This is a genomic window from Catalinimonas alkaloidigena, assembly GCF_900100765.1.
Taxonomy (GTDB): Bacteria; Bacteroidota; Bacteroidia; order Cytophagales; family Flexibacteraceae; genus Mooreia; species Mooreia alkaloidigena.
The window spans coordinates 189,656-206,415 of sequence record NZ_FNFO01000003.1; the positions used below are offsets into that span (position 1 = coordinate 189,656).

The 16,760-nt window shown below is 57.5% G+C and carries 18 protein-coding genes; 4 read left to right on the plus strand and 14 right to left on the minus strand.

The window, feature by feature from the left end:
- Positions 1-70 precede the first annotated feature (70 nt).
- Positions 71-1,132, plus strand: a complete 1,062-nt coding sequence (locus tag BLR44_RS07915) for a LacI family DNA-binding transcriptional regulator (protein WP_089681079.1) — start codon at positions 71-73, stop codon at positions 1,130-1,132.
- Between the two features lie 84 nt (positions 1,133-1,216).
- Here BLR44_RS07915 and BLR44_RS07920 read toward each other — a convergent pair whose 3' ends face one another.
- The 3 genes from BLR44_RS07920 to BLR44_RS07930 all read right to left on the minus strand — a co-directional run bounded on the left by BLR44_RS07920 (position 1,217) and on the right by BLR44_RS07930 (position 4,596).
- Complete coding sequence (locus BLR44_RS07920) at positions 1,217-3,337, minus strand: hypothetical protein (protein ID WP_245706005.1); 2,121 nt, start codon at positions 3,335-3,337, stop codon at positions 1,217-1,219.
- Positions 3,338-3,415: 78 nt separating this feature from the next.
- On the minus strand, positions 3,416-3,811 hold the full coding sequence (locus tag BLR44_RS07925; RefSeq protein WP_218127035.1) for a Dabb family protein: 396 nt from the start codon (positions 3,809-3,811) through the stop codon (positions 3,416-3,418).
- Positions 3,812-3,972: 161 nt separating this feature from the next.
- Positions 3,973-4,596: a CGNR zinc finger domain-containing protein gene (locus tag BLR44_RS07930; protein WP_089681086.1), complete on the minus strand. Its 624-nt coding sequence runs from the start codon at positions 4,594-4,596 to the stop codon at positions 3,973-3,975.
- 97 nt (positions 4,597-4,693) lie between these two features.
- Between BLR44_RS07930 and BLR44_RS07935 the strand changes: the two genes are divergently transcribed.
- The 3 genes from BLR44_RS07935 (at position 4,694) to BLR44_RS07945 (ending at position 7,926) form a co-directional block, all read left to right on the plus strand.
- Entirely contained in the window at positions 4,694-5,623 is a 930-nt protein-coding gene (locus BLR44_RS07935; RefSeq protein ID WP_089681088.1) for an EamA family transporter, read from the plus strand.
- Positions 5,620-5,922 carry an antibiotic biosynthesis monooxygenase gene (locus BLR44_RS07940; protein WP_089681090.1) on the plus strand — a complete coding sequence of 101 codons (303 nt, stop codon included), beginning with the start codon at positions 5,620-5,622 and terminating at the stop codon, positions 5,920-5,922. Before BLR44_RS07935 ends, BLR44_RS07940 begins: the two co-directional genes overlap by 4 nt.
- A 267-nt stretch (positions 5,923-6,189) precedes the next feature.
- Positions 6,190-7,926 (plus strand): GAF domain-containing protein, encoded by a 1,737-nt coding sequence (locus BLR44_RS07945; RefSeq protein ID WP_089681092.1) that lies wholly within the window; start codon positions 6,190-6,192, stop codon positions 7,924-7,926.
- 27 nt (positions 7,927-7,953) lie between these two features.
- Here BLR44_RS07945 and BLR44_RS07950 read toward each other — a convergent pair whose 3' ends face one another.
- The 11 genes from BLR44_RS07950 to BLR44_RS08000 all read right to left on the minus strand — a co-directional run bounded on the left by BLR44_RS07950 (position 7,954) and on the right by BLR44_RS08000 (position 16,730).
- Positions 7,954-8,409 (minus strand): MgtC/SapB family protein, encoded by a 456-nt coding sequence (locus BLR44_RS07950; protein ID WP_218127036.1) that lies wholly within the window; start codon positions 8,407-8,409, stop codon positions 7,954-7,956.
- A 46-nt stretch (positions 8,410-8,455) separates the two neighbouring features.
- Positions 8,456-8,992, minus strand: coding sequence for a cupin domain-containing protein (locus BLR44_RS07955; protein ID WP_089681096.1), 537 nt, complete (start codon positions 8,990-8,992; stop codon positions 8,456-8,458).
- A gap of 77 nt (positions 8,993-9,069) precedes the next feature.
- The gene (locus BLR44_RS07960; protein ID WP_089681098.1) at positions 9,070-10,089 is read right to left on the minus strand and encodes an alpha/beta hydrolase; all 1,020 of its coding nucleotides are present in this window, start codon (positions 10,087-10,089) and stop codon (positions 9,070-9,072) included.
- Positions 10,090-10,246: 157 nt separating this feature from the next.
- Positions 10,247-11,074 carry a GNAT family N-acetyltransferase gene (locus BLR44_RS07965; protein ID WP_089681100.1) on the minus strand — a complete coding sequence of 276 codons (828 nt, stop codon included), beginning with the start codon at positions 11,072-11,074 and terminating at the stop codon, positions 10,247-10,249.
- Positions 11,075-11,128: 54 nt separating this feature from the next.
- Positions 11,129-11,992, minus strand: coding sequence for a tetratricopeptide repeat protein (locus tag BLR44_RS07970; RefSeq protein WP_089681102.1), 864 nt, complete (start codon positions 11,990-11,992; stop codon positions 11,129-11,131).
- Positions 11,949-12,761 carry a hypothetical protein gene (locus BLR44_RS07975; protein ID WP_089681103.1) on the minus strand — a complete coding sequence of 271 codons (813 nt, stop codon included), beginning with the start codon at positions 12,759-12,761 and terminating at the stop codon, positions 11,949-11,951. The genes BLR44_RS07970 and BLR44_RS07975 overlap by 44 nt, the downstream gene beginning before the upstream one ends.
- Positions 12,758-13,159 carry a membrane protein insertion efficiency factor YidD gene (gene yidD / locus BLR44_RS29060; RefSeq protein WP_218127037.1) on the minus strand — a complete coding sequence of 134 codons (402 nt, stop codon included), beginning with the start codon at positions 13,157-13,159 and terminating at the stop codon, positions 12,758-12,760. Before yidD ends, BLR44_RS07975 begins: the two co-directional genes overlap by 4 nt.
- Positions 13,110-13,802: a hypothetical protein gene (locus tag BLR44_RS07985; protein WP_089681105.1), complete on the minus strand. Its 693-nt coding sequence runs from the start codon at positions 13,800-13,802 to the stop codon at positions 13,110-13,112. The genes yidD and BLR44_RS07985 overlap by 50 nt, the downstream gene beginning before the upstream one ends.
- Before the next feature lie 109 nt (positions 13,803-13,911).
- A complete protein-coding gene (locus BLR44_RS07990) occupies positions 13,912-14,358 on the minus strand; it encodes a hypothetical protein (RefSeq protein ID WP_089681109.1) in 447 nt (148 codons plus the stop codon).
- 587 nt (positions 14,359-14,945) lie between these two features.
- Positions 14,946-16,343: a dihydrolipoyl dehydrogenase gene (gene lpdA / locus BLR44_RS07995; RefSeq protein WP_089681110.1), complete on the minus strand. Its 1,398-nt coding sequence runs from the start codon at positions 16,341-16,343 to the stop codon at positions 14,946-14,948.
- Between the two features lie 24 nt (positions 16,344-16,367).
- A complete protein-coding gene (locus tag BLR44_RS08000; RefSeq protein ID WP_089681113.1) occupies positions 16,368-16,730 on the minus strand; it encodes a four helix bundle protein in 363 nt (120 codons plus the stop codon).
- Positions 16,731-16,760: the final 30 nt, after the last annotated feature.

Consider the following 16,760-nt stretch of genomic DNA (forward strand, 5'->3'; position numbering starts at 1 on the left):
CCTAAAATTTGTGTGTATTGAGGAACGTATACCTTACGAGTTACTTGAATCATTTTTAAACGACAGGGGCGTGAAAACCACCACGATCAAAGACATAGCACAGGCATTGGGAATTTCGACCTCGACGGTATCGCGCGCCCTGCGTGACAGCTACGAGATCAATCCGGAGACGAAGCGGTTGGTACTGGACTATGCGGAGAAGATGCACTACCGCCCCAACCCGATTGCGTTGAGCCTGAAGGGAAGTTTCAGCAAAGCCATCGGAGTGGTGGTGCCCGAAATCGCCAACCATTTTTTCTCGCAGGCGATCAACGGGATCGAAGAACTGGCCTACAGCCGGGGCTACCACGTCGTTATTTTCCAGACCCACGAGTCGCACCGCCGGGAAGTGGATTCGATCAACCACCTGGCGGCCATTAAAGTCGACGGCTTGTTGGTGTCGCTTTCGCACGAAACCCGCGACGTGGCGCACTTGCAATGCTGGCAGGAACGTGGCCTGCCCATTGTGTTGTTCGACCGGGTATCGGACCAGCTCGAAACGCTCAAAGTGGTGGCCGACAATTACAAAGGGGCCTACCAGGCCACCGAACACCTGATTTTGTCGGGACGGAAGCGCATCGCCGTGGTGAGCAATTCGCCTTCGCTGTCGATTACCGACGAGCGGCTGGAGGGCTACTACGCGGCGTTGGAACGCTACGACCTTACCGCCGATGCTTCGCTGGTGCGACACTGTGGCTTCCGCGAAGAGGACATTCGCCGGAACGTTGAATCGCTCTTGCACCTGTCGCCTCGCCCCGATGCCATCTTTACCACCAGCGACCGGCTGGCCCTCACCACGCTGGCGACGTTGCAGGAAAACCGGGTTGCTATTCCGGTAGAAGTGGCACTCGTCGGGTTTACCAACCTGCAGGTGGCACATCTGCTTTCTCCCGCCATGACGACCGTTATGCAGCCGGCATTCGAGATGGGGCGCACGGGCGCAGAACTTCTACTGGACGTAATTGCCGGGAAATCTGTGGTGAAAAATGAAGTACAAAAACTCCCCACGCAATTGATTCCCCGCGCTTCGACGGCGGGCAAACGCTGCACTCCGGAAGCGGCGGCGAGTCCGGAAGCCCTGCGCGTGCCGTAACCCTTCCCACGTTCCAGTGGCGTAACGACAAGTCAAACAAGCGTTATGTAGTTGCTAGGGAGCGTTGTGTCTGCCAGCCAGAAGTCACGGCATGGCCCGGAGGTTTTCCCATCGAACTTTCCAGGTACCATCCTGCGGAAATCCGGGTGCGTCGCCGTCGGGGCCGCCTTCCCAACCCGCGGCCATCATGGCGACCGCCATCAGCAATCCGCCGTTGCCGGGCAGGTAAATCGGCAGACGTTCGTCCTGGTAATTGTGTCCGTTGACGAGGTACGTATTTTTCTGCACGTCCATCAGGAGCGCATCCACGGCCCAGTCGCCTTCGCCGAGTCGGGCGGCGGTCATCGCCATCACCGGATAATCCCACCCCCACGTCGACGGCCAGTCCCAGTCGTCCATCACTTTCCGGTACGTGTTCCGCATAATCGCCGGATCGACTTTAGCGCCGGGCAATACGCCCAAGGCTGCCAGCACGGAGGGATGGTCGCGGATGATCCACGCGTCTTCGGCCTGCTGGTAAGTGTCGCCTTGCTGCGGCAGGGGCGCGAGGTGCTCGATGACCCGATCCCAGTCGGGGATGCGCACCAGCCCGAGGCGTTCGCGCCACGCCTGTGCCGTTTGGAGTGCCCAGTGCCAGTATTCCAGCTCGAACGAGGGGTTTACCGTGGTTTTGGCAGGATGGCTTTCCTGCGCCGGGATGACCGGCGGCCCCAGCACGAACGTCTGTTGCTCGCGATCCCAGTGCGCGTACGAAGCCATGAACGCAGCGGTCTCAAAAACCATCTCTTTGTACCGATCCAGCGTGGCGCGGTCAGGATGCGCACGGTAGCACAGTTCTGCAAAGTAAATCGGATGCGGTTGCTGCCAGATCAGCAACGTACCGACCGACGAGGGGCTGTCGCGCCCTTCCGGTCCGACCATTTTGGGCCAGCGCACACCGGCATACCCCTGCAGCCAGGCCGTCTCGCGGGCTTTGGGCAGGATGTGCTGGTACCAGCCCAGGCTCCGTTCCAGCAACGGCAGCCGGTTCCAGAGGGCAAAGTGGGCGGCGTGCCACCAGTGCATTTCCAGGTGCGATTTTCCGAACCAGCTGTTGAAGACCAGACCGGTTTCCTGCGGCGGCATATCGCCTGCGCACTGAATGGCCGTCAGGTACTGCGACAGCACAATGCGCCGCTCCAGCTCGTTGGCACGGGCGTCGGTACTCTCCGAAAGATCGATGGCTCCCCCCGTACTCCAGAATTCCGCCCAGTGGTCTTCGCTGGCCTGTTGGGTAGTGGTGGCGTCGGGCAGGTCGGGGTCGAGGGTTTCGGGACTGAAGGCCACTGCAAACGCAAAGGACGCGTCGTCCGTACCGGGATGGAGCTCAAACGTATGGTACGTTACCTCGCGGAACTCGCTGTGCTCGCCGTGCAGGATGCTGACGTAGTACATGTCCTCGTCCAGAATGCGTTGCAGGTTGGTGCGGTTGGCGATGGAGCCGATCTTCAACGTGACGTGCTTTTCTGGTTGATCCCAGGTACCGGCTTCTTTCCCGAACTCTCCCGAACCGTACGGAAACCGGAAGCGAATCCGCAGCCGTTCGTCTTCGATCAGGGGGGAGCGTACCTGCACGGCGATCTGATCCCGTTCCGGATGGCAGGCCGTGTGTACTTCCACCTCTTCGCCCGCGACTTCAAAGCGGCTGATCAGTGTGCCGGTCCACAAATTCAGGTGCTGGTCGACGGCCGTTACGTCGTTGAGCGTTGCTTCGGTACCGTCTTCCCGCACGAACACAAACCCGATCTGCGCCAGGTCCAGACGATGCGGATTGGCACGCAGCCACGCCGCGGCGGGGACGCGCTGGTTGCTGGCGTAGGGCACCGGCCGCCCGTAGGTATCGTAGTCTTCGAGCGTTTCGCGGGTCTGGTAATTTTCCGGATTCGGAAAACGATGCCATCCCCAGCTCGACTGCGTCCCGAGCGGAATGCCGGTGCGGTAAAAGTCCGGGAAGGTTTGCAGGCCGGTGACATCGGCCGTAAAGGCGAAGTTGCCGTTCCCGACCGAGAACGGCGAAAGCGCATCGGGCGCCTGCAGGGTGGGATGATGCCGGCTGACCAGCGCCATCCGGTCGATGGGAGCCTCCTGGGCCAGGGCGGTCGCGAACGGCAGCCACAGCAGCGCCGCTACCATCCCCCCCCTGCGGAGGGAAGCAAATGTGAGCATGAGTAACCGTACGTTGTCTGAAAAGAGAGTCGCGGGCTGCCTATCTATACTCCACGAAATGGCGCGCGGCGCGGCAGGCTATTTTCCGGTGGCGTAGTCGACGACAAATACATCTTCCACCACCTGTAGCTTGCCCAGCAATTCGCCGAACTTCTTGTGGTCGGGGTGAGGCAGGTACGCATCGCGCGACGCTGCATCTTTAAACGTCAACTGATAAACGTGCGTAAAACCCAGGTTCTTTCCCTCCGGACTGTTGTTGACGCCGTGCTCAAAGGCTACGATGCCGGGCACCTTCCCTTTCAGCGCGGCAAAGGCATCGGTCACTTGCTTGATCTGCGCCTCGGTAGCGCCAGGTTTGTACTTGAAAATTACGATGTGGCGGACCTGGTCTTCTTTGGGGGGATCGGTGGGCGTCATGGCAAGCAGGAGGGGCGTAACGGTCAACAGTAAAACAAAGGTGAATAAGGCTTTCATAGGTGTAAGATGGATTGCGTTCCGTAAAATACAGGAAAAAGATGGGCGCACAATTTCATCAAAATTTATTTACCTGAGTCTTTTTCCGCCGTTCGGCTTGCAGGACAGGTGCCAAACCCACCCCTGATGTAGCGCCAGCCATGCTCAAACCATCGAAGCCGTTACTCCGCCTGCCGGTGCTTCCGGTAGTAGCGCATCGATTTTTCGGAGTTGCCGCAGGTCTGCATGTTGCACCACTTCCGGCTGTTGTTTTTGCTCCGGTCCACGTACAGCCAGCCACAGTTGCCGCACAGCTTGACGCGCCCGAGCCAGTCGGCGTGGAGCAAGTCGTAGGCCGACTTCACGACCGGATGGAAGGGCGTCAGCAGATCGACTTTCTCCGCCCGAAAACTCTCGGACACGTGTCGTTCCGGCAAAACGGCGACACGCAACTGCGCCAGGCTTGCGGATAAAGTAGCGTTGAAGGCCGCCAGGACCTCAGGCGGGGGGGCCTGATCCTGAGCGACGGCGTGAAATACCGCAAACACGATTTCGCGAAACGCCAGAATCTTCCCAACTTGAGCTTCTGCCACTTGGGGATGCGCTTCTGCAAACTGTTGGAGCTGAGCAAATTCCTGCGCCGACACGAGTTCTAGCCGCTTGACCCACAACAGCCACTCGGGTACGCCCCGCAGGTAATCGTGCCGGGGTTGCTCGTTCCGGTTTCGGACCGTGTTCGTAAAATTCAGACACAACCACCCACCGTCCAGCTCTGTCGTTTCGATGGTTCGCTCAAACGTGCGCATGCCACAAAGATACAGCACAACCTCTAAAATCCATTTTGCCGGTTAAATACCGTTCGCTACTTTTACACCATCATAAACCATTTTACTGGTTTTAATTATGCAACAGGAAGCTTCTACTCGCACGCTGCTGCTCGCCTACGGGGTGATCTATTTTATCTGGGGAGCCAACTTCATCGCCATCCGCTTTGCGATCGATTCCGTCCCGCCCTTTATGGCCGCTGGGTTGCGCTTTTTCATCGCAGGCTTGTTGCTTTTCCCGATTGCATTCGGCCGTCGTGAACGGATGCCGTCGCTGCGCCAGATCGGGCAGGCGGCTCAGCAGGGATTCTGGCTCAACGTCTGCGGCACCGGAGCGCTGGTCTGGGGCGAGCAGTACATTTCGTCCGGTCTGGCCTCGATCCTGGTATCGGTCGTGCCGATCTGGATGGTGGTGCTGGACGTGCCCAACTGGCGCGCCAATTTTTCGAGCTGGCCGCTGCTGGTCGGGCTGGTGCTGGGCGTGGCGGGGGTGGTGTTCCTCTCCGGCGCGAGCATCCCGACGACCGATTCGTCCGGGTTTTACCTGGGGTTGGCGGCGTTGGTCTTCAGTGCGGTGACCTGGGCCTACGGCTCACTCTATTCCAAGCGGATTGCAGGGCAGGTGTCGATGTTTATGGCGCTGGCCGTTCAGATGACCTCCGCCGGAGCGCTGCTGTTCGTCGCCAGTGCTGTGACGGGCGAATTCACCGGTTTCGCCTTCACCAACGTCACGACCGAAAGTTGGCTGGCCCTGGCCTACATGGTCGCGATCAGTTCCGTACTGGGCTACATCTGTTACATCTGGCTTCTGAAAGTCCGCCCCGCGTCGGAAGTGGGAACGTATACGTTTGTGCATCCGCTGGTGGCGGTGGTGCTGGGCGTTGTGATGGCCGACGAGGTTTTCAATGTCCGCATGCTGATGGCCATGTGCCTGATTCTGGTCGCCGTATTTTTCATCCGCTACCACGCCCCCATCCGGGCGTTCCGCCTTTTTTCCTTCCGCCCATGATCGCACGCACCTGGCACGGCAAAGTCCCTCGCGCGAAGGGCGACGCTTATTACACGTATCTGCAACAAACCGGCCTTGCCGACTACCAGCATACGCCCGGCAACCGGGGCGTGCAGGTGTTGCGCCGCGACGAGGCCGATTACACCCACTTTCTGCTGATCACCCTTTGGGACTCGGTCGAAGCCCTGCAGGCATTTGCCGGCGCGGACTACCAGACCGCCCGTTATTATCCGGAAGATGCGGCATTTTTGGTGGAGTTCGAGCCGGTATATCATTACGAGGTTCTGGTCCGGGAGTAGCCCCATCGGTCCGTTACGGGAAACTTTTGCGACGTGAGCGCCCGCCCGACCCGGTTGATTCTCAATGCGTTGAAAAGCCGCTTCTGCGTGAAGAACACATCGAGATATGAACATAGTAAGAATTAAAGCAAAAGGTCAATTTACCGCGCAGCCCGATGCCTTATCTTGGCTGCCGAAACACCACCTACTGACCTCCCCTGCACTACGGCACCTCACCCCTTCTGCTCCCAAAGGCGTGATCACCGCTGCTTCTTTACACCGATTGACATGGCACTCGCGAACGCTCGTTTTCTTCACCTTAACGTCAACCAAAGTATCCGGCTCAAAATGTTCCGGGCCTTCGGGCTGTTGATGCTCATGTCGCTGGCCCTGGCGATCTGGACCTTTCGTTCGGTACAGAAACTGCAACGCTTGCACGAACTGGCGCAGCTGACGTCGACCGTTCGGCTTTCGACGCTGGAGATCCGCAAAAACGAAAAGGAATTTCTTACCTCCGAAGTCACCAACGAAGACTTTTATACCACCCAGTCGAGTCCGCATGCCACGCAAATCGCGACCCACGTCGAAGGCATTCGCCGGTCGCTGGACCAGTTGGAACACAGTCCTTTTCTCGATCCCACCGCCTCCGCAAACGCCATCGGTTCCCTGCGCAGCCACAGTGCGGCTTACGTAGCCAAATTCGATCAGCTCTTTGCACAGCTGTTGGCAAGAGGCTTCAAAGATCATGGGAAGGTCGGTCAACTCCGCGACGCCATCCATCAGATCGAACAGATGCCTTACCCGTACGACACCGTAGGCATGTTGATGCTGCGCCGGCACGAGAAAGATTTTATGTTGCGCCGGGACCTGCGCTATACCGAAAAATTTGATGAAGCGTTTGGCGCATTTCGCACCCGGACGGCGCGTCACCTGCACGCGCGCGAATTTCCTCAGGACAGCATCGACCACGTGCTTTCTCTGGCCCATGCGTATGCGGCTTATTTTCACGAGGTTGTACAAGCCGAACAGGCGATTGGCCTGACCCACGACTCGGGCCTGTTGGCGGATCTGACGCAGGAGGCCGAGGCGATGGAAGTGGCCGCGCACGAGATGGGCGATCAGCTACAAAACCGGATCAACCAGGCCATCCGGTTCGACCTCGCCATGCTGCTGTTGTTGTTCGGTGCCCAAATCGTACTGGGTATCGTCCTGGCGTTTGTGTTCTCGCGGAAGCTCACGTCCCGCATCCGGGTGGTGCAGGACAGAATTGTGGCGCTGGCAAAGGGCAAGCTTTCGGCGTCGGCCCCCGTGTCCGGCGAAGACGAACTGGCCGCCGTAGGGCACTCGCTCAACCAACTCAACGCGGGACTGCAACGCTATGCCCATTTTGCGCATTCGATCGGGCAGGGCGAATTTGACCGCGATTTCGAAAAGCTGAGTGAAGAAGATCAGATCGGGGAAGCGCTGCTGCGGATGCGGACCGACCTGAAAAACATTCAGTTGGAGGAACAGCGACGCAGTTTTGTGCTGGATGGCGTTTCCTTCTTCTCTTCGCTGATCCGGCAACAACAGGACGATGTCTACACACATGTCCTCAGTCAGTTGATCAAACGCGTTCGCGCGGTGATGGGCGGGATTTTTGTGCGTCAGACCGACGAAGACGGCCGGCCGGTGCTTCGCCTGGAAAGTTGCTATGCCTGGGATCGGAAGAAATTCCTGCGGAAAGAAATTTACCCCGGCGAAGGCATCACCGGGCAGGTTTACCTGGAACAACAAAAAGTGGTGCTGACCGAGCTCCCGGCCGACTACGTGCAGGTAAAATCAGGAACCGGTGGCGCACGGCCGCAATGCTTACTGGTGATGCCGTTGATGACGGATGGCGTGGCCTATGGCACGATGGAACTAGCTTCGTTTCATCCTTTCGAGCCGCAGGAAATCGAGTTGGCAGAAAAGGTCGGTGAGGCGCTCGCGGTGGCCGTTTCGCACCTGCACATGCAACAAAACTCGGCAACGCTTGCTCACTAACGCCGTGGGACACAACGGCTTCTGAGGCTAGTCCGCTTCCTGTTCTTCTTTGGCCTCCCCATCAATCTGGTTCAACACCCGTAATACAATCAGCACCAGCATGGTGCTACCCACCGCCAGCACGTAGCGTTCCAGCCCGACGGCAATGCCCACGGCCGCTGTGACCCACACCGACGCCGCTGTGGTCAGTCCCCGCGCCCGGGCGCGACCACGCGAAATGAAGATCGTTCCCGCTCCCAGAAAACTCACGCCTGTGACCACGGCACTGACAATCCGCACCGGGTCGAACCTGAGGCTTTCGCCATACTCCTGAAACCGCGCGATGAAAAGCTCGCCGAGAATTACGAAAAAGGTGGCTCCCATCCCCACCAGCATATGGGTCCGTATCCCCGCTGACTTGCCGGCCTGTTCGCGTTCCCAGCCGAGTACACCGGCCAGGGCCAACGAGATGACCAGTCGTAAGAGAAGCGCTAGTTCTGCCACCACGGTTTTTCGTACGCGAAAACCATGAAGAGATGTTGGGATTATTCTAAGAAGCCTGCCAGTGGGTCAATAGAGGTCCCTTCTCCCCAAAAACCGGATCGTGGTCCGGCAAAGGTACCTGCGCGATGTTCTGCTCGACGCGGGGGCGCTCGCCTGCCCGACCGTAGTTCATGTCCCAGGTACGGCCGTCAGGATAGGCTCCGATGACCAGGAAGTCGCTGCTGCTGCTCAGGTTTTTGTGCGCTACGCCCGCCGGAATGACGATCACGTCGCCCGCCTTTACGTCGAAGGTCTTGCCGTGCTTATCGCCGCCCAGCCGCACCTGCGCCGATCCCTGCGCGATGCCCAACACTTCGTGCGATGTGCTGTGGTAATGGTGGTACGAATAGATGCCGTTGCGCCACGCGTTACGCCAGTTATGATCGGCAAACGTGGCTTCCATATCGTCGGCCATTGGCTGATCCGACGCCCCGAAAGCTCCCTGGTACAGCAGCAGGGGGCACGCTTCATTGTTTGGAAAAATGCCATCGTCGTGAAAAAGATGCGCGATGGTATGGGTGGAAGAGACAGGAAATGCTGCCATGAAATGTATCGGTATAGACTGGAGAAGAGAGATGGCAGAGGAGAAATCTCCCCCGCCAGAGTTGCACGAAAACCTCGCTAGGCCTGCGAGGCAGCGTCTGTCGTCGATTGGCGCTCAAATGCGCGTTTCAGATGCGTAGCGGCATACGCAAGGGCTTCCTGGGCCGTATCCACGACGCCAGCCAAGCCAAAAAATTCGTGGGTCACGCCTTCGTAACGCTTGGCCTCCACGGCCACCCCTACTTCTTTGAGGCGTTGGGCATACGCTTCGCCCTCGTCGCGCAGGGGATCAATCTCGGCGGTGATGATGGTGGCGGGTGGTAGTTCGTTCAGGTCATCTTCGTCGGCCAGTACCGGCGATGCGTAGGGCTGCTGTCCGTCTACCTCGTTTTCCAGGTAATGCTGCCAGAACCAGGGCATCATCGCGGCATGGAGGGGCACAGCCTCGCGGTGCTCTTCGTAAGAAGGATACGCCATCCGGGCGTCGGTCACCGGGTAGATCAGCAACTGCATCAGGGGCTTCTGCCCCCCTTCGCGTATCGTTTTCAGACAGGTAACCGTAGCCAGGTTCGCACCAGCACTTTCGCCCCCGACCGCCACGCGGGTTGGATCGCCGTTCAGCTGGCGCGCGTTGGTAAGCACCCATTGGGTCGCTGCGTAAGCATCGTTGACGGCGGCCGGATACTTGTGCTCGGGGGCCTGCCGGTAGGCAACCGACACCACAATGCACCCGGCGGCATTGCACAAAGCCCGACAGGAAGGCTCGTAGACGTCGAGGTTGGCGATGACCCACCCGCCCCCGTGAAAGTAGACCAGTACCGGAAAAGGTCCGTCGCCTTTGGGAGTATAAACCCGCGCGAGGAGGTCGCCCTCGGAGCTGGGCATCACGATGTGGCTGACTTTGCCCACCGGCTCGGGCATGGGTTTGAGCAACTGCGTGGCCCGTGCGCCCAAACTTTCGGCGGCCATTTCTTCTACTGCGTTTTTGAGCGTCGGCATTTTTCGCGCGTTACTCGGGGAAAGCGTTTCCAGCGGTGGCGCATTAAAACTGCCGTATACATCCAGCACCCGTTGCATTTGCTTTGTGGGGGTTGCCATAGCGATCTGTTTAAAAGAGTACGCTTCATTTATCGAGTTTTAGCCCTTAAATGTTTCGTAACTGTTAAAAACGTCAGACACCGTTTGTCCTCTACAGGCGGCTACTTCTAGTTTCCTCCATAGAGCAACGCAGAAGTTAGCAAAACCGGGCCACATCCTATATTTTTTGCCATTTGCAGCGGGTGTAGGCAATGCGAAACCCGTGGCGTTCGGCGTTTCGCTGTGATGGACTCCCCGGCGAAGCGCCCATTATCGCCAGCGTACAGCCCTGGGCAGCGGCATACTGCAGACGGCGCTCCAGCAAGGCCCACTGCGCCCCTTGATTCCGGCCGGTCGGAACGGTGCTGGCCCCTGACAGCAGGGCGACGGTACCCTGTAGATGCAAGCCCGCCGCGGCAATGGGTTCTCCTTCCAATTCCGCCAGAAACTGCACCGCACTTTCGATGGCTGCGGTCACCTGACCTACCTCTTGCATAAAGTCAGTGACTTCCGGGTATTCGCTCCAGCCGAGGGCGGCGGTGGCTTGCCACGTTTCCTGATCGGCAAGCCCGACCTGTCGCACCTGCAGGCGCGCGTTGCGCGGTTTTCCCAGGTCCATTTCCGGCCAGATGGGTCGGTACAGCACACTGGTAAATTCCACAGGGGCATAGCCGCAGGCGGTAAGCAAAGGCCACAGGGCCGGATCGGCCAGCGGGCTGATCTCATGGAATACCGGGGCATTTCGTATCTCGAAAAATTGTTCGAGCGTGTCCAGCACGGCCTCGGTCACGGGCTGAAACAGCCCCAACCCGAAGGTTTGTGTCAGGGGTGATTCCACTCCGTCGAACATGGCGTAGGCTCCGGCGACTTCGGTCCAGGTCGCCTGGCACCGGGGAAATACGCGGGCACGGGCTTCGACAAAATGGGCATTGCTGGCGGCTTCGGTCCGCTCCAGCCTTTGTGCCAGGTGTAGATCACAAAAAGGATAGGCAGGCAGCTTTTCCATAAGCATCGGGTGCGCTAGCGCGTAGAAAGAAAGAAGGGTTGAAGAGAATGCAGATTACGGGCGGGGGCAGGCGGCTTCCAGTTGCGGCAGCAGATCGACCAACTCCCGGTACAAGTCCTGGCGGCGGTTCGCCCCGCGGTCGCGCGCCAGTACACCTACCTTTTTGATCCCCCCGATGTAGTAGCGTTGCAGCCACGGCAGCACCGACATCGCCGCACTGAGCCAGCTGTAGTTCAAGGCGGTAGCTACAAAAAGATAGGCAAACGCGCCGTTGATGACCAAAGAATTGGCACTACTGCGCCAATCGCCGATGTAGGCTTGCCCCAAGCCGGGTAACAATGCGGAAAGGAACTGCGCACGTGCGGCACGGTAACGCCGGTCGGTGCGACGGGCATCGTCCAGCACTTCCTGCACGGAGGTCAGGCAGGTGTCCGGAAATATCGCCGCAAAGGCCACTTCGGCCTGATCATAGTCGGTCAACAGAAAATAGGTAAGCCCCAGGAATACTTGTCGACGGTAAGGCTCGGCCGTTTCCGGTAGACTCAGCAATTCGATGAGTGCCTCCTTTGGGTGCTGGGCCAGCAGATAACTCAGGCTTTTTTCGAGCAGTATGGATTCTTGCAGGCTATCGCTGGTCGCAGCAAAGTAAGCTGCATCGTAGTAGTAGGCGGCTCGCTCGAACTGCCCCGTTTCAAAATAGCTGATGGCCAGGTGCAAATTCGACTGCGCTACGTGCGAGGCCTCGGGCTCGAAAAAAAGCAACCGGTCGTAGAGAGGGATGGCTTCCGCATAGTGGCCCGCCGCAAAGAGGCTGTCGGCCTGGACTTGCACCCAGGCGGCCGTCTGCGCCCGCAGCGTACAAAGGCTTCCCAGGCTAATGGCGATCGCCCAGCAGACGCTCCACTTCGTTGGTAACACGCTGATTTTGTTTTTCATTGTATAAGACGGCGGCCCGATGCGAACCGTACACATTGCCTACGTAGAAACTTACCCCAAACAGGGAGGAAATCCACCCGTATACGCTCCGGGCGCCCCGGTCGCGAAAGCCCCGGTAAGCCTGCCAGGAGAAGATGCCGACATTGAGCATCGACAGCAAGCCATCGGCCCACTGGCCTGCGTACATCCGTCCCGTACCGGGCACCACCATCGACATTCCGGTGGCTAACCCGGGTTTCTTGTAGCGGATGGCCATGCCTTGTTCGGCCAGGGGGGCCCATTGGGTCATCACCGTGGGAGAAGCCTGGGTTAACGCTTCCTGTGCCTCCGTCCAGCGATGCTGCATGAGCAAGGCCCCCACCTGCCAGTGCTGGCGGCGTTCCGACGGAAAGTGGGCTACGGACGATGCGGTGGTGTATAGTGTGGGATACATACGCACATCCAGCAGGCTTTGCAGGCGTTCTTCGGCGATGATGCCCGGTACGTTCATCGAGTCCGGATAGTAAGCACGCGCCGCTTGCAGCGCATGCCAGGCCTGATCGTCCCACCGGTAGCTGCGCATCAGCCCTTGTACCAGAAGCGAATCGCCGGGAGCCAGTTGCAACGCCCGCTGAAATTCGACCTGCGCGGCACGATACCGACGATCCTGCAGTAGGTAATGGGCATAGCGGGTAGTATGCGATAAGTCGAAGAGATCTTGCGCACAAAGCCCGCCGGTCCAGAAAAGAAGTCCCCAGATGAAAAACCTCACTGTACCGGATCGAGCGAAAGCCCCGTTTGAGGATCGTGAGCGTATTGTTTCCGTGAAAAGCCGTGGCAGCGTGTCAGTCGGTCGAACGTAGCGGCGTATCCTTTCAGCAGGCCGTAGGTACGAATGGCCTCGACGCTGTATTCCGAACACGACGGCGTAAACTGGCACGATTGCCCGTCTTGCGAAGAGATAAAGTTTTTGTAGAACAGAAACATCCCGACCATCACTTTCTTGACGCCCCGCGCGCGCGTGCCTGTGTAGTGGTAGCGGTGCACGTGCGGCTTACCGGCCGCTTCACGAAGGGTGGCGTACGGAATGTCAGATGCGGGGGGCTGCGCCTGAGTCTGGCTAGTAGTCCAGGCCAGCAGGGCGATAAGAAAGATCGTTGCTGCTTTCATTAACGACTAAGTTCCGGAACGAGGTGGCCCGGTAGTGTTTCTTTCCATTGTCCAGGTGCGAGACCTGCACGATCTCTTCGGGAAACCAAAAGTTACCGCTTTGCAGGTACGATTTAACGACCTGTTGGCTTAACAAGGTGCCCGCGGTGTTAAAAACGGCGATGCCCGCCAGACGCTTGTTCTGCTGGGCGACCACCACGTTGCCAAACTGCTTGGCCAGGGCTTCGGGCGGTGCCCACGTGGTCAGGACTTTCCCTTCCTGTTGTTTGACGTCCTCAATCTGAAACACGGAGTTCTTCATGCCGAAGTCGGCTAACCGCTGGTTCAGCGCCAGATGAAACAACGTAAACTCCATCAGGCTCGGCAACGACTGGCGCGATTTAACTTTTCCGCCGACCAGCCGGTACACGACCGTATCGGCGTGCACCCAGGTTTCGCGCTCCGGAAACGTTACTTCGTAGACGATGTTCTTTTCAAACTTGTCGTAATATACCGTTCCCATCACCAGCGAGGCCGTGCTGTCCGGTTTTTTCTCCTTGATTGTAAAGTCGGCTTTGATGCGATGGTAGTTCTGTGCCACCGCCACGTTTCCGACGCCCAGGAGCCAGATCCATCCCAGCCACAGAAGTGCCTTGTTCCTCATAACGTTTGTGATCCACATAAGCACGATCGGAGGTTTGATCGTGCAGATAATGAAAGATCTGGGAAGAAATGCCTGCACTCCTTCCCAGATCGATCCATGTTTTTTTACCCTAGTAGGTAGCGGCGCTGGTGGCAAACAGAACGATGTACAGAATCGCCCAGAGTGCTGAAGACACCAAGCATCCCCACAAGGCCGTCTTGGTCATGTCGGTATCTTCGGTGATAAAGTACACCACCGCGATCCCCGCTACGCCCAAGCAGAAGCCCCATAGAAAGGGCGGAATGCCTAACGGCGAATCGGACTGAGCAGAGGCCGCCGACAAGACATCGTATACGTTGTTGGTCTGGAGATTCATGCCTTCCAGCAAGTGCCCCGCATTTTGCGAGACCTCGGTGTAGGTTCCTCCGTTTTCCAGCAGATACCCTTCCAGGCGGTCGAGTTGTGCAAACTCTTGGTCGATGGTTTGCTCATCTACTTCAAACAGATCCGTTTCAGTAGCGGCAGAGGCCCAACCGACCGAGAGACAAAGCAGTAACGTAAGCAGCAGTTTGTTCATAATTGAGAAATTTGAGTTTAGTGGCGGCCGAAGTTTGGAAATAATGCGATATAATTCAAGAAGTTTTTCACGATTAATTTTTCTTTAGTTTTCCCTTAGGATCGTGGCGCACGTGCCCCCTTTAAGAAGAGTATGTGGCAGACCAGGGTTGGCATTTGCCCGAAAGTTTCTTCCCTGTAGTTGCGTTTCTGATGCGGAATCCTTGCTTTTCGCCCTTGCCCCACCCACTCCCTTTCTCCAGAAGAATCTTTTTATAGAATTTGTAAGAAAACGAAGAAAAACCGACCGCATCCGTATGATTTAAAACACTACAATTTATTACATGCGCATGCGGACAAAGATCAGTTTTCGTGCCCCCCGACCGGCTACATCGTAGTTGAACTGCCGAGCATCACAGCTACCGCCGAGCGATTGGCCACAGGAAACAAAGATCGGCTTACTTCCGCGAGTTGAATTGTAATTTTGCGACATCTTGGGGGTTCGTCCTTTCGATCGGCGTCTCTTCTCTCAGCTTTAAAACCGGTCGGGTAAGAAACAAAAAATCCCGCTGTTTCCAACGGGATTTACTCAAAAGTCTTGTATACGGACTATACGTGCAGTGCCCGGTTGTCGGTCGCAGCCAGGGCCGCTTCTTTAAAGGCTTCCGTAAAAGTCGGGTGCGCGTGGCTCATGCGTCCGATGTCTTCGGCCGAAGCCCGGAATTCCATCGCAACAACGGCCTCGGCGATCATGTCGGCGGCGCGCGGCCCGATCATGTGTACCCCCAGGATCTCGTCGGTTTCCTTGTCGGCCAGGACTTTGATCAGCCCGTCGGTGTCCATGCTGGCGCGCGCCCTTCCCGAGGCCTTGAAAGGGAAGGCTCCCGTTTTGTACGCCCGGCCCGCTTTCTTCAGTTCTTCTTCCGTATGGCCCACCGCAGCCACTTCCGGCCAGGTATAGACTACGTTCGGAATCAACAGGTAGTTGATGTGCGGCTTCTGTCCCGCCAGCGTTTCGGCCACCAGCACGCCTTCTTCTTCGGCCTTGTGCGCCAGCATCGCCCCCCGGATCACGTCACCGATGGCATAGATGCCCGACACTTCTGTTTCCAGATGATCGTTTACGGCAATGCGCCCGCGCTCGTCGGTTTTCAGGCCGGCGGCTTCCAGGTTCAGCCCCTCCGTGTACGGACGGCGCCCTACGGCCACCATGCAATAGTCGCCTTCGAACGTAACGGACTCGCCCTTCGGGTTGTCCGCTTTCACCACAACGGTGTCGCCCTGGTTCTCGACAGAGGTTACTTTGTGGTTGAAGTTGAACTCGATTCCCAGCTTCTTCAGCGCCTTTTGCAATTCCTTACCCATCGTGCCGTCCATCGTCGGGATCATCGATCCGAAGTACTCCAGGAAAGTCACTTTTGCGCCAAGCCGCGCGTAAACGGAACCCATTTCGGCGCCGATGACGCCCGCCCCGATGATGATCAGGTGCTTGGGCACTTCCTGCAACTCCAGAGCTTCGGTCGAAGTGATGATCCGCTTTTTGTCGATGGTCACGCCTGGCAGCGACGACGGCTTCGAGCCGGTCGCGATGATCACGTTTTTGGTCTTGATCTCCTGCGTCTCGCCGCCCTCTTTCGCAATCTTGATCGTGTTCTTGTCGACAAACGACCCGACTCCGTGCAACTCGTCGATCTTGTTCTTTTTCATCAGGAAGACGATCCCGCCCGTCGTCTGGTCGACCACCTCGCGCTTACGCTGAATCATCTGCGGCAGATTGACCTTCAGGTCTTTCAGTTCGATGCCGTGGGTCTCGAACGTGTGCGCAGCATTGTAATAATGCTCGGACGAATCGAGCATGGCTTTGGAAGGAATGCACCCGACGTTCAGGCAGGTGCCGCCCAGCGTGGCATATTTTTCAATGATCGCGGTCTTCAGCCCGAGTTGTGCGCAGCGAATGGCCGCCACGTACCCCCCCGGACCTGAACCGATCACAACAACGTCATACATGTGTGATGAATTATGAGTGAAGAGTTATGAGTTATTCGCAGACTTCTTAGTCGTCAAGATGATACTGCTTAAAATCTTGATGATCTCACGGCATTGCTCATGAACTTGATAAAAATCTGCGTCTGAAAGATAGTTTGAATCATGCAGAAGCCTCAGCCAATAGCTAGTCTCGCGCGCTTCTTTCAACGCAATCGACATTTTATGAATGAAATCCGCACGTGACTCAGCCGAAGTAGCCTCTTCTGCATTTGCTCCGATAGAGGTACCACTGCGTAAGAGTTGCTTTGTCAGCACATATTCTTTGTGCTGATGGCGAAGCTGTTGAGCTGTACGAATGATAAGCAGAGCAAAATCATAGGACTTCTTCGCAATAATGCTATCTGCCATTCCTTCTAACTCTTAACTCATCACTCTAAA

Excerpts from the sequence above, each read along its gene's own strand:
- BLR44_RS07920 (WP_245706005.1), bottom strand. The coding sequence starts at position 3,337 with ATGCTCACATTTGCTTCCCTCCGCAGGGGGGGGATGGTAGCGGCGCTG.
- BLR44_RS07925 (WP_218127035.1), bottom strand. The coding sequence starts at position 3,811 with ATGAAAGCCTTATTCACCTTTGTTTTACTGTTGACCGTTACGCCCCTC.
- BLR44_RS07930 (WP_089681086.1), bottom strand. The coding sequence starts at position 4,596 with ATGCGCACGTTTGAGCGAACCATCGAAACGACAGAGCTGGACGGTGGG.
- BLR44_RS07935 (WP_089681088.1), top strand. The coding sequence starts at position 4,694 with ATGCAACAGGAAGCTTCTACTCGCACGCTGCTGCTCGCCTACGGGGTG.
- BLR44_RS07940 (WP_089681090.1), top strand. The coding sequence starts at position 5,620 with ATGATCGCACGCACCTGGCACGGCAAAGTCCCTCGCGCGAAGGGCGAC.
- BLR44_RS07945 (WP_089681092.1), top strand. The coding sequence starts at position 6,190 with ATGGCACTCGCGAACGCTCGTTTTCTTCACCTTAACGTCAACCAAAGT.
- BLR44_RS07955 (WP_089681096.1), bottom strand. The coding sequence starts at position 8,992 with ATGGCAGCATTTCCTGTCTCTTCCACCCATACCATCGCGCATCTTTTT.
- BLR44_RS07960 (WP_089681098.1), bottom strand. The coding sequence starts at position 10,089 with ATGGCAACCCCCACAAAGCAAATGCAACGGGTGCTGGATGTATACGGC.
- BLR44_RS07965 (WP_089681100.1), bottom strand. The coding sequence starts at position 11,074 with ATGGAAAAGCTGCCTGCCTATCCTTTTTGTGATCTACACCTGGCACAA.
- yidD (WP_218127037.1), bottom strand. The coding sequence starts at position 13,159 with ATGAAAGCAGCAACGATCTTTCTTATCGCCCTGCTGGCCTGGACTACT.
- BLR44_RS07985 (WP_089681105.1), bottom strand. The coding sequence starts at position 13,802 with ATGAGGAACAAGGCACTTCTGTGGCTGGGATGGATCTGGCTCCTGGGC.
- BLR44_RS07990 (WP_089681109.1), bottom strand. The coding sequence starts at position 14,358 with ATGAACAAACTGCTGCTTACGTTACTGCTTTGTCTCTCGGTCGGTTGG.
- lpdA (WP_089681110.1), bottom strand. The coding sequence starts at position 16,343 with ATGTATGACGTTGTTGTGATCGGTTCAGGTCCGGGGGGGTACGTGGCG.
- BLR44_RS08000 (WP_089681113.1), bottom strand. The coding sequence starts at position 16,730 with ATGGCAGATAGCATTATTGCGAAGAAGTCCTATGATTTTGCTCTGCTT.